This is a genomic window from Cyclobacterium xiamenense, from assembly GCF_042140265.1.
In the GTDB taxonomy this organism is placed as follows: domain Bacteria; phylum Bacteroidota; class Bacteroidia; order Cytophagales; family Cyclobacteriaceae; genus Cyclobacterium; species Cyclobacterium xiamenense_A.
Genome location: NZ_CP159481.1, coordinates 1040942 through 1053183, shown reverse-complemented (window position 1 = coordinate 1053183; position 12242 = coordinate 1040942). Strand labels below are relative to the sequence as shown.

Annotated in this window: 13 protein-coding genes; 4 read left to right on the top strand and 9 right to left on the bottom strand. The window is 46.8% G+C overall.

Features of this window, described 5'->3' with window-relative positions; all coding sequences use genetic code 11:
• Positions 1–20: 20 nt before the first annotated feature.
• The 8 genes from atpH to ABWH99_RS04410 form a co-directional block, all read right to left on the bottom strand.
• Positions 21–581 (bottom strand): ATP synthase F1 subunit delta, encoded by a 561-nt coding sequence (gene atpH / locus ABWH99_RS04445; protein WP_375585097.1) that lies wholly within the window; start codon positions 579–581, stop codon positions 21–23.
• A gap of 10 nt (positions 582–591) precedes the next feature.
• Positions 592–1086, bottom strand: coding sequence for a F0F1 ATP synthase subunit B (atpF, locus tag ABWH99_RS04440; RefSeq protein WP_375585096.1), 495 nt, complete (start codon positions 1084–1086; stop codon positions 592–594).
• Between the two features lie 81 nt (positions 1087–1167).
• Positions 1168–1425, bottom strand: coding sequence for an ATP synthase F0 subunit C (gene atpE, locus ABWH99_RS04435; RefSeq protein ID WP_010854327.1), 258 nt, complete (start codon positions 1423–1425; stop codon positions 1168–1170).
• A 42-nt stretch (positions 1426–1467) separates the two neighbouring features.
• Positions 1468–2490, bottom strand: coding sequence for a F0F1 ATP synthase subunit A (atpB, locus tag ABWH99_RS04430; protein WP_375585095.1), 1023 nt, complete (start codon positions 2488–2490; stop codon positions 1468–1470).
• A gap of 18 nt (positions 2491–2508) precedes the next feature.
• Positions 2509–2898 (bottom strand): hypothetical protein, encoded by a 390-nt coding sequence (locus tag ABWH99_RS04425; protein ID WP_375585094.1) that lies wholly within the window; start codon positions 2896–2898, stop codon positions 2509–2511.
• Between the two features lie 34 nt (positions 2899–2932).
• The gene (locus ABWH99_RS04420; RefSeq protein ID WP_375586540.1) at positions 2933–3088 is read right to left on the bottom strand and encodes an AtpZ/AtpI family protein; all 156 of its coding nucleotides are present in this window, start codon (positions 3086–3088) and stop codon (positions 2933–2935) included.
• A gap of 40 nt (positions 3089–3128) precedes the next feature.
• Positions 3129–3548: a polymer-forming cytoskeletal protein gene (locus tag ABWH99_RS04415; protein WP_375585093.1), complete on the bottom strand. Its 420-nt coding sequence runs from the start codon at positions 3546–3548 to the stop codon at positions 3129–3131.
• Between the two features lie 2 nt (positions 3549–3550).
• Positions 3551–4426: a M23 family metallopeptidase gene (locus ABWH99_RS04410; protein ID WP_375585092.1), complete on the bottom strand. Its 876-nt coding sequence runs from the start codon at positions 4424–4426 to the stop codon at positions 3551–3553.
• Between the two features lie 110 nt (positions 4427–4536).
• Between ABWH99_RS04410 and ABWH99_RS04405 the strand changes: the two genes are divergently transcribed.
• The 4 genes from ABWH99_RS04405 (at position 4537) to uvrC (ending at position 11337) form a co-directional block, all read left to right on the top strand.
• A complete protein-coding gene (locus tag ABWH99_RS04405; protein ID WP_375585091.1) occupies positions 4537–5685 on the top strand; it encodes a tetratricopeptide repeat protein in 1149 nt (382 codons plus the stop codon).
• A gap of 478 nt (positions 5686–6163) precedes the next feature.
• Positions 6164–7177: a tol-pal system YbgF family protein gene (locus ABWH99_RS04400; protein WP_375586539.1), complete on the top strand. Its 1014-nt coding sequence runs from the start codon at positions 6164–6166 to the stop codon at positions 7175–7177.
• A 41-nt stretch (positions 7178–7218) separates the two neighbouring features.
• Positions 7219–9498: a penicillin-binding protein 1A gene (locus ABWH99_RS04395; RefSeq protein ID WP_375585090.1), complete on the top strand. Its 2280-nt coding sequence runs from the start codon at positions 7219–7221 to the stop codon at positions 9496–9498.
• 45 nt (positions 9499–9543) lie between these two features.
• Positions 9544–11337 (top strand): excinuclease ABC subunit UvrC, encoded by a 1794-nt coding sequence (gene uvrC, locus ABWH99_RS04390; protein WP_375586538.1) that lies wholly within the window; start codon positions 9544–9546, stop codon positions 11335–11337.
• Positions 11338–11395: 58 nt separating this feature from the next.
• Here uvrC and gldN read toward each other — a convergent pair whose 3' ends face one another.
• Positions 11396–12220, bottom strand: coding sequence for a gliding motility protein GldN (gene gldN, locus ABWH99_RS04385; RefSeq protein WP_375585089.1), 825 nt, complete (start codon positions 12218–12220; stop codon positions 11396–11398).
• Between the last annotated feature and the right edge of the window lie 22 nt (positions 12221–12242).

Sequence of the window (12242 nt, the reverse complement as noted above, 5' to 3'; positions counted from 1 at the left end):
AGTATTGATTACAGCTATTATTAATATTTCTTCTCGTACAGGTTTTGGGTAAAACCCAATCGCAATTGTTGCAACTTGCTCTTCAGCGACTCGTCCAATTGCCGGTCCTCGATGTTTAACACAAATCCGCCGATCAGGTTAGGATCGATTTTTTCTACCAATTCCACCCGGTCCTTACCGGAAACTTCCTTTACAATTGCAATAAAGGAATCCCGCAAAGCCTGGTCCAATTGAATGGTAGCCACTACCTCGGCCTTTTGGATGCCGAGGTGCTGGTTGTAAAGCCGGTGAAAACCCCGGGCCATCTCGGGAAGCAGGCTCTCCCTGCCTTTTTTACTCACGAGTTCAAAAAATCGAAGGGTAAGTGGAACCACGTTCCTGCTGAACAGCGCACGGATGACCGTCATTTTTTGTTCGGAAGTGATTACAGGGCTTTTGATGAGATCAAGCAGCTCTGGGCTTTGCTCCACCGTGTTGTGCACACTTTCCAGGTCCTGGTACACCTTTTCCAATACATTGGTCTCCACTGCCAGTTCCAACAATGATTTTGCGTATCGTGAAGCTACTCTGTATGCTGACATTCCGGAACGTTTAGTTTAATTTTAAGTCTTTTACAAAGTCTTCGACCAGCTTCTTTTGGGATGGTTCGCTGGCAAGATTTTGCCTCAATAGCTTTTCAGCAATGCGTAAGGACATTTCTGCCACTTGAATTTTTACATCCGTCAGGGCAGCTTGTTTTTCTGTTTCGATGACAGCTTTGGCTTCCTCGATCATCTTAGCGCCGGCACTGGCCGCTTCTCCTTTCGCCTCCTCCATCAATTTTGCTGCGTATGCGTTGGCCGCCCGAAGGATTTCGTCCCGTTCGATCCGGGCCTCCTGAAGCAACCTCTCGTTTTCAGCTACCAGATTGGCCATTTCCATTTTGGCTTTCTGTGCCTCATTGAGGGAGGCCTCTATGGCCCCGTCTCGTTCTTCCAACGCAGAAAGTATGGGTTTCCAGGCAAACTTTGCCAGCAGCAGAAACAGGATGGCGAAACCAATCGTTTGCCAGATAATCAATCCTAAGTCGGGGCTAATCAGATCCATGGTAAATAATATTAAGCGTGTTGTGTGGATTGTTCAATTTTAAATAAAGGACCGGCCTAATGCCGGTCCCCGTCTTCTTTTTTAGAAAGTAAGGTTGCCATTGAGCGCAATCAGCAGACATACTACTACTGCAAACAAGGAAACCACTTCAATAAGTGCAGCAATGATCAGCATTGCGGTCTGGATTTTTCCAGCTGCCTCTGGCTGTCTTGCAATGCCTTCCATGGCTTGTCCACCGATTCTACCAATACCCAGACCTGCGCCTATCGCTACAATTCCGGCACCGATACCAGCACCCATGAGTGCAAAACCGGCAGTCAATAATAATGAAGTCAACATACTCGTTTTTTATTTAATTAAATTGAACAAAGAAATTTCGAATTAATGATCGTGTCCGTGGTCTGCAACGGCCGCTCCGATGTACATGGCCGAAAACAGCGTAAATACATAGGCCTGTATGGTTGCCACCAACAATTCAATGACATTGATAAAGACCACCATCAGGGTGGAAGCCACGCCAACTGCATACGATTCGAAGACAAATATCAACCCAATAAAGCTTAAAATCACAATGTGTCCAGCCGTGATTGCCACAAACAATCGAACGGTAAGGGCAAAAGGCTTGGTAAACAAACCGATAATTTCTACCGGTACGATGATGAGCAACAGCGGCAAGGGTACGCCAGGTGTAGCGACCACGTGCTTCCAGTAGGCACGGTTGCCATTGAAATTGGTGACGAAAAAGGTAATCATCGCCAGTGTAACGGTTACCGCAATATTACCGGTGAGATTTGCCGCTCCCGGGAGCAATCCCAAAAGGTTACCGATCCAGATAAAGAAAAACAGCGAAAGCAGGTAGGGCGTAAACTTCTTGTACTTTGGTCCGATATTCGGAAGTGCGATCTCATCCCGGACGAAAACCACGATGGGTTCTACAAATGAGGCAATCCCCGTCGGCGGTCGGTTTGGATGTTTTTTGTAGTGCCGGGAGGCACTTAGAATCAGATATAGGGTGACGGCCAATACCAGAAACAACATGGCTACGTTTTTCGTGATGCTCAAATCCACGAAACTACGATTTTCGTCTACAGCCTGAAGTTTGTCGTGCTCATCGATGTAGTACCCCGCATGTTCGACGCCAAAATGATGCGTTTCCGAATCCACAAATGAACTGGAGGAAAAGAATTCAAAGCCCCTGTCGCCCGAGTAAACGATCACAGGCAGCGGCAAGGTGAGATGGGTATGACCAAGGGTGGCGAAATGCCATTCATGGGAATCCTTGATGTGATGCATGATGAAACTCGTCTTGTCTTCATCTTCACCGGAGGCTGCCATAGAGGAAGCAGAAAAAGTCAGTAAAACCACTGACAATAAGAAACTTAACCTAATTAATTTGCGGAACATCAAAATATTTTTTATCGCCTATTTCGAATGAAGGCGCAAATTACTTATTAAGCCGTACATATCAAACAATAAGTACAACAAATAAATTAGAAAGAAATCAATTACAAACCAAAGTAAATTTTCATCGCCGGGCAATAAAATCAAAAAAACAAAGCCTATACTAAGCAGCAGCCGTAAGACGGTGGTACCAAGAATAACGGACACCGAATGAAACATTTCCGACCGCATCAATCGAAGGGCCAGCAGTCCGGTGACTCCCGTCAGCAGGGCAAAGAAAAGCAAAACGGACCAAAAATGACGGTGAAACCAGGGGCCGGGAAAAACGAGCTCTCCCAGCCAGCCAATTGATGCCAAAAGCAGGGTAAAAGCGGTAATTTTTAAAATCCATTGTATCGAAGCTGCTTGCATGATTAGAGGATCGCACCAAACGTTGGGATGGGGATCAGGAATCGTCGGATTTGAGAGATTTGAAGAGCTGATAAAAGGCGATTGCAAGGGAAAGAAAACAACCGATGAGCAAGAAGAGCGGAAAAGACATCCCGGTCTCAAGGTCTGCCCTGTATCCCAGATAGGTACCCAGGGCGATAACGACGCCCATCTGAAACGCTAGTCCTATGTATTTTAAAAAACCCCGCGAATCAATTTGAGGAGGCTTGTTTTTTGGGGTTGACATGCTCCCGATCAATTTTTAACTGATTATTGGTTCCCATGTTGCATTTCCCGTTAAACTCCGCCCCGTTTTCGATGATGAGTTTTTTTGTGTAGATATCGCCGATTATCAGAGCCGTCTTTTTTAGGAACAACGACTCTTCACATTGAATGTCCCCGTTGACCTGACCCGAAATTTCCACGTCCGCTGCTTTCACGTCTCCGTTTACCTTCGCGGATTCGCCAATAATGATCTTTTGCTGGGAGTCCAGGGACCCTTCCACCGTGCCCTCTACCCGGATATTTCCCTGAGAACCTATGTTTCCGACGATTACCGTTCCCATGGCCACCAAGTTACTCGAACTTACCAGCTCGTTGGTGTTTCTTCTTTCATCCGTATTTTTTGCCATAATTAGTCAAATGTTATGAATTCCCCTGGGTCAAGGGGATTGCCCCTGTACCACAATTCCAGATGCAGGTGTTGTCCCGTAGTCTGCTCCCCGGTATTTCCGATAATGGACAGGATTTCTCCTCCTCGAACCGGATCACCGACAGCTTTCAATATTACAGAATTATGTTTGTAAATCGAAATCAATTCATTCGAATGCTGTATTCCTACCACATATCCGGTTTCCAAGGTCCAACTGGCGAGAACCACGGTCCCATCGGCGATTGCCTTTACCGGCTCGTCCTCCCCGGCAACGACGTCTATTCCAAAATGATTTTCCGACGGAGAAAAACTGTTGGTTACCACGCCTTTTACGGGCGGAAAGAAATAATTATCGGTAAACGTACCGTTATTGACTCTCCCGAAGCCTCCTTCCTCCAGGGGAAGTGACTCAAACTCGCTGATTATGTTCCGGGTGGCTTCGCTGCTTTTGTATAGATCGATCCCGGAACGGTCCGGCTGTTGCTCCCCTCGGTTTTCTTCCGGGGCGATTTCCTCCGGAACGGGTTCGGACTCTCCCGAAAGCACCATCTGAATGTTTCGAACGTACTGATCTTTGGCCTCTACCTCCACAATCAGCGAATCAATCGTTTCTGACAAGGCGTGGATTCTCACCATGTTTTCTGTTTCCACGTACATGGGATCGAACCAACGGGCCAGTAACGTCTTGGACAAAAACAAAGACAGGACAAAGCAGGTCAGAAACAGCAAGGTTAACAATAATCCTACCCGTATCTTCGTAATAGTAAAAGAAGTGATGACCGAAAAGTCCTCCTCTTTTCTGATGACAATCAGAAACTTGGTTTCAATCCAGTCGTTTATTTTCTGTTTTACACTCAATGGGTTCCCGTTTTAAGGCATTATCTTTTACAAAAATAGAATTAAATTCCTTTCGTTTAAATTTTTATTTCAAAAGAACTAATTTGAACCGTCAATCAACACTCGGCAACTTGCGCAAGACACTCCTTTCTATATTGGCTGCTTTTCTCCTGCTGGCAGGTGCGCCTGGCTGTTCCTCCCAAAAAGATACCTTTACCAATCGTTTGTATCATAACACAACGGCCAGATTCAATGCCTATTATTACGCGAAAGAAAAAATCAAGGAACTGGAGACTAAAATTGAGCAAGAATACCAGGAAGATTTTTCGCAGGTGTTGCCCGTATTTTTCCCCGTTGACAGCAGCACCATCGAAGCCAACGAAGAATTGTTGATCGAAGCCAGGGAAATGGCATCAAAAGCGGTGGATTGGCACAAAATCAGCAAATGGGTGGATCCTTCGTATTTACTTATCGGTCGGGTGGATTATTACCAGGGAAAGTTCGATGAAGCACAAAACACCTTCAAGTACCTGAATGTAAACAGTTCGCAGAATGAAGTCCGGCATGAATCACTGATTCGGCTGCTGAAATCATTCATAGATCTCAGACAGTTTGAAGATGCAAACTATGTGGTGGACTATCTGTCCAAAGAGCCCTCCATTAGCAGAGAAAACAAGAAGCTCCTTTACACCACGCTGGCCTACTATTACGAAGCCAGGGGTGAAACGGACATGATCGTGCCCTCCCTGTTCAAGGCCCTGGAATTTACGGACGACAAGGCGGAAGCTTCCCGGATTAATTTTATTTTGGGCCAGATGTACCAACTTGCCGGATTGGATGCGTTCGCTTACGAATATTATCAAAAATCATTGTCCGGAAGTCCGACCTACGAACGCACCTTTTTTGCGCAACTCTATTCCCAGCAGGTGGCCGAATTAGAAAAAAGCAAGGACTTGAAGCGGGTAAGAGACTACTACGACGACTTGTATGCGGACAATAAAAATGTCGAGTTCCGGGACGTGATCCTTTTCGAAAAGGGACGTTTGGAAAAAAAAACAGGGAAACCTGGAGGAGGCCATTCGTCTGTACAGCAAAGCAGCGAAACAACCCGGCGAAAACGATCGGCAAAAGGGGTACATCTACCAGGAATTGTCGGAGGTATTCCTGGAGGAAAAAGAGGACTTCCTCAAAACCAAATATTACCTGGACAGCGCCCTTTCAAATTTCAAGGAAACGGACCGGAATTACGCTTCCCTATCCTCCCGAAAAGAAGTTTTTGACCAATATGCCGAAAACTACGAGTTACTTACCAGAAATGACAGCCTGATAAAACTGAGCCAACTCAGTGCAACGGACCAGGAGGCTTACGTAGATGCCTACCTGGCCAGGGAAGAAGAACGCCTTATCCGGGAAGCGGAAGAGGCCAGTGAAAGAAAATCTACGGGAATTTTTGAGAATCTGCTCGCTTTTGGAGGCAGCGGAGGAGCAGGGGGCTCGAGCTTTTACTGGGATAACCCGGCCGCTATCCAACGAGGTTCGCTCGAATTCAACAGGACTTGGGGAAACCGGCCCCTGTCGGACAATTGGCGGAGTAGTAACCGAGGGTTTCAGGAAAATACCAACGAAGCGATTCCATCGAATACCCCGGCCACCGAAACGGCATCAGAAAATTCAACCGAAACCTCCTTTGCCACGCAACTTCCTGACAAAGCCAGCCTGCTAAGCCGAATACCGAATGAACCAGAGACCCTTCAAAAAATGCGCGAGGAGACCGAAAATGCCTATTTTAATCTGGGTAAACTCCTGTACTTCGATTTGAAACGTCCGGAAAAAGCAGTCGCTAATTTGAAAAAACTTATCGAAGAATTTCCCGATACACCGAAAAAGCCAGAGGCTTATTATACGCTGTACCTCGCCTCCAGGGATTTAAATGGCAATCCGGATCAGTACGCCCAGTTGTTGAACAAAGAATTCCCAAATTCCCAGTTTACCAAATCGGTAAATAACCCGGAAGAAGTGTCCGGCTCGCAGGCAAATTTCGAATCCGCAGAGAACTACAAGAAGGCCTATGGGTATTACAGTGAGCAGGAATATGCCGCCGCCCGGGATATCATCCGGGAAACACTCAACCGTTATCCCTTAACCAAACATACGGACCGATTATTGCTGCTGGATATTCTTATTGCCGGGAAGCTGGAATCAGTGGACCGGTACAAAGAACGTTTGCAAAGCTTTATGCAGAACGCCCAGGACGAAGAATTATTGGCGTTTGCCGGGGAACTGCTACAGGCGGTCAGTGAAGAAGAGGACTCCGATGTGCCGGCAGAGGAGACCTCCCAAATGGGAAACGAGGCTGGAGACGTCCAGGAAACCGAGGCGGCGGCCCTGCCTACAGGCGAGCAATCTCCGTACACCGAAAACCCGTCCCAAACCCATATTTTCATCCTTCCCATGGACGAAGAGCTGGCAGAAAATGTGGGGAACCTAACGGCTGAATTGGAGAATTTTCACAACACAAATTTCACCAACGAGCGATTGCGAACAGGAACTATCGGCTTAAATCGGGAAACCAAAATTCTCATCATCAGCCCGTTTCCAAATGCGGAAAGGTCCCTGGTTTACCGGGAAACGTTTTTAAACAGTTTTAACAACGATTCCTTACCGGAGGAGATAAAAAATAGTAGTTTTGTGATCTCCATAGAAAATTTTCAGCAACTCAACAAACGCAAGGATCTGGAAGAGTACCGGACCTTCTATGAGCAAGCTTATTGACAACCTATATGAACGCGAATAAAAAAAATAACCGCAGCCCGATGTACACGAAAATCATCCGGTACATGTGGCTGGTTTTTGTGATGGGTCTGGTAGGCATCATTCTCTTTATAGCAGCAGTGAATGTCAACTTTCTGGGCCTATTTGGCGACTTACCTGATTTTGAATCCCTGGAAAACCCAGACAGCGAACTCGCCTCCGAGCTCTATTCAGCAGATGGCATCCTGCTGGGAAAATATTTTCGGGAAAACCGGACGCCGGTGACGTACAACGAGCTTTCTCCAAACCTGATCAATGCGCTCATTGCCACAGAGGATGTTCGGTTTGAAGACCATTCCGGAATAGACCCACGGGGGCTGACACGGGTCCTGGTCAAAACCCTTCTTCTCGGGCAGCGAGGTGCCGGAGGAGGAAGTACCCTGAGCCAACAAACAGCCAAAAACTTGTTTAAGACCCGTACCAGGGAATCCCAGGGCCTGTTAAGCAATATTCCCGTACTGCGCATGGTGATTATTAAAACCAAGGAGTGGATCGTCGCGGCAAAACTAGAGAGGGCCTATACAAAGGAAGAATTGCTCACCATGTACCTGAATACTTCCGATTTTGGGAGCAACGCATTCGGTATCAAGACCGCTGCCAGCACCTTTTTTAACAAAGAACCCAGGGAGCTGAATATCCAGGAATCCGCCACACTGGTTGGCCTTTTCAAGGCTCCCTCCTACTACAGCCCGGTCTATAATCCGGAGAATTCCAACCGCCGAAGAAACACGGTACTGTCCCAAATGAACAAGTATGGATTCATCACGGAATCCCAGTTCGACAGCCTGTCCAAACTGCCCATTGAGCTCGAATACCTGGTGGAAGGCCATAATGAAGGACTGGCGACCTATTTCCGGGAAGTGGTAAAAGCGGATTTGATACAATGGACCAAAGAAAACCTCAAGCCCGACGGAACCAATTACGATCTGTTTGGTGATGGATTGCGCGTCTACACCACCATCGACAGCCGGCTTCAAAAATATGCCGAAGAAGCCGTAGCCGAGCACATGCCGGAGCTGCAGGAGAAATTCAAAGAGGAAATGCGCAACCGGGATCCCTGGATAGATAGTCAGGGGAGGGTAATTCCAGATTTCATTGAAAATGCCGTGAAACGAACTCAGGCCTACCGAAACCTGAAATCCCGGTACGGGGACAATGAAGACAGCATTGCTGTCAAACTCAACGAAAAGAAAAAAATGACGGTGTTTTCGTACGAAAAAGGGGAAATTGACACCCTCATGAGTACCATGGATTCCCTTCGGTACTACAAAAAATTTCTGCAAACGGGTTTCGTTTCGATGGATCCCCACAGTGGGCACATCAAAGCATGGGTAGGTGGCGCCAACCACAAATACTTTAAATACGACCATGTCAAGCAAGGCAAGCGACAACCGGGATCTACGTTCAAACCTTTTGTGTATGCAGCGGCCATTGAAAACGGATACGGCCCCTGCTACACCGTGATTGATCAGCCCGTCGAAATCAATCAACCCGACCAACCCACCTGGAGACCAGAAAATGCCAATGGGGAATTCACCTACGAGCGCATGACCATTCGTTCTGCCATGTCCCAGTCCGTCAATTCCATCACGGCGTATATGATGAAAAAACTGAGCCCAAGTGTAGTCGTCGAAACGGCACATCGCATCGGAATCACCAGCGAACTGGAGGAAGTACCCGCCCTTGCCCTGGGAACCGTGGATGTTTCCATCATGGAAATGGTCGGGGCCTTCAGCACCTTTGTGAATAAAGGAGAACACATTACCCCCATATACATCGACCGGATTGAAGATAAAAATGGCAATGTATTGCATCAGTTCATCCCGAGAAAACGCCCCGCCATGAGCGAGGAACATGCCTATATCATGGTGTACATGTTGCGTGGAGGTACAGAAGAGGAAGGTGGCACCAGTCAGGGATTACCGCGCAACTTACGAGACGAAGGGAATGAGATTGGCGGCAAAACAGGCACCACCCAAAATGCCTCCGACGGATGGTACATCGGTATTACCAAGGACCTGGTTAGTGGAGCTTGGGTAGGTGGAGACGATCGCGCCATCCACTTCCGCAGTTGGCTCAACGGACAGGGCTCCCGGACCGCCCGTCCCATTTGGGCAAAATTCATGACAAAGGTCTACGAAGATCCCAGCCTCGGCATCACCAAAGGACCATTCCCCAAGCCTGAAAGACCCTTAAGCATAGAAATTGATTGCTCCAAGTACGATTTAAACCAAGACGTATACCAGGAGTTTGACTACGATGCGAGCAGTACGGATTTTTAATTCTGGGAACAATCCGTATCATTTTACCATTCTGTCTATATGGACATGCTCTCCCCTTCCTACCTGCCATCGGAATACCAGCAGCTTCCCGATCTGCCGGGAGTGTACCGCTATTACAACAAAGAAGGCAAACTGATTTATGTAGGGAAGGCAAAAAATTTAAAGAAACGCGTCAGTAGCTATTTCAATAAAAACTCTGGGATCAACCAAAAGACCCGTAGAATGGTGCGGGAAATCCATTCCATTGAGATCACCATAGTCAATTCTGAATTTGATGCGCTTTTGTTGGAAAACAACCTCATCAAAAAATCCCAGCCCAGGTACAACGTCTTGCTGAAAGACGACAAAACTTACCCCTACCTGGTATTGACGAACGAGCATTTCCCCAGGATCTATCCGACACGACGGGTGATTCCCTCCAAAGGGACTTATTTTGGCCCGTTTGCCAGCGTGAAGGCGATGAACAATGTGCTGGATCTGATACACTCACTTTTCACCATCCGCACCTGTAAGTTGGATCTCTCTCCGCAGAAAATCGCTTCTTCTAACTACAAAGTCTGCCTGGAATACCACCTGGGTAACTGCAAAGGCCCCTGCGAAGGATTCCAGGACGAAACCAGTTACCGCTACGATATCGAGCAGGCAAAAAATATCCTAAAAGGAAACCTGGGAGTAGCAAAGTCCTACTTCAAGGAAAACATGCAGGCCGCGGCGGCCACTTTGGACTACGAACAGGCACACCTTTTTAAAGAAAAGCTGGATCTTTTGGAAAAATACCAGGCCCGATCATTGGTGATCAATCCCAATACGGATAGTCTGGACGTGTTTGCCATTGTCAGTGAAGAAAAATTTGCCTTCGTTAATTACCTTCGAATAAAAAATGGCGCCATTACGCTCAGCAAAACCGTGGAGCTCAAAAAACGCCTGGACGAATCCGATGACCACCTTTTGCTAAGGGCTATCGTTCACCTTCGCGACCAATTCCAGAGCGATGCAAAAGAGGTTTTGGTTAATAAGGAGTGTGAGGACCTGCCAGAAGGCATGGTTTTCACCGTTCCAAAAATCGGAGACAAACGAAAACTGGTAGACCTAAGTCTGAAGAATGCCCTCTACTACAAAAAAGAAAAAGCATTGCTGGCCGGTGAAAACAAGCACAAGAAAAACCGGGCCCTGCTTCAATTGCAACAAGACCTTTCGTTGAAAGCCCTTCCCGCCCACATCGAATGCTTTGATAATTCCAACATACAAGGTAGTCATCCGGTGGCAAGCATGGTTTGCTTTAAAGATGGCAAACCCGCCAAAAAAGAGTACAGGCACTACCACATCAAAACAGTGGAGGGGCCTAATGATTTTGCAAGCATGGAGGAAGTGGTGCAACGACGGTACAAACGGATCCTTGAGGAAGGGAGTCCCTTACCCCAACTAATCGTGATCGATGGTGGCAAAGGACAATTATCCTCGGCCGTAGCCGCATTACGCCACCTGGACTTGTATGGAAAAGTGCCCATTATTGGAATTGCCAAGCGACTGGAAGAAATCTATTTTCCCGGCGATCAATACCCCGTATTCATTGACAAAAAATCGGAATCGTTGCGGCTGATCCAACGTATACGCGACGAAGCCCATAGATTTGCCATTACGTTTCACCGTAATTTACGAAGCAAAGGTGCACTGGCATCCCAATTGACGAAGATAGAGGGCATTGGGGAAAGTACTGCGCAAAAACTCCTGAAGCATTTCAAATCCTTTAAAAACATTGAGGCCGCAAGTCGGGAAGCACTTATCGAATTGGTTGGAAAAGACAAAGCAGAAAAAGTATTTTCCTCCATCCACCCATAAAAAAAAAAGCAACTTTTTCGAGTTGCTTTTTTCAAAGAACACTATTTTCTGTTTTTTACTACCACTCCCACAGGTTATTTTCCCATTCAAGCAAATCGTATTCAAATTCCAGGGAATTTAGAAAAGCCTGCAACTGTGCATTTGGATTATTTGGATCAATCATGTCCACAATAAGTGCGTTATCCGGGTTGGTGTATTTCCGAACCACAGATCGAAACAAGCGCAAGTCAAAGGCTTGACTGTAGGGAAGATGTTTGGATGTATTTTGAAAATTTAGCCACTGCCCTTTTTCCAGATCGTCAAAATACTCGTAGAAATCCTTAAATCGAATAAACGCGATGGATTTCTGACCGGCTCCGGAGTTGGTCTCAGAAGGCATAACCAGCTCCAGGTATTTGACATCAAATTTAACCTCCGATCGATGCTTGTCAAATACAAAATCTTCCCGGAAATCCAGGTAATAAATGTCCTTGACAAACGTACTGTCTCCATTTTCAGCCGTAAGGAAGTTGGTCTGGAATTCACTGATGGACAGTGGTTGTGTAAATTCTTCGTCTGCAAAGATCTCAAAGGCATTTTCGTTCACGATGGCATTGTAAATGTTCATCATGATGCCGTCCGATTTGAGTCCTCCGGTCCCGTAGAGGGGCAGGTTAAACTTCTCACGCAGATCAATTCGTCGCCAAACGCCTATTTGATACATTTTATCGTCCTCCCGTATGGGAAGTACAGAGAAGACGGTATCCATCTCAAACTCGGTATCGCCCGGATCCATGTTTGGATTTTGGGTATTGGTGTTTTGCGACACCGCGGGCAGTGCCAGTAAGGTCAGCGCCAGGCAAAACAGCCAAAAATTGACGGATGCTTTTATCGGTACAATCATGATTTCTCTTTCTTTAATTCTA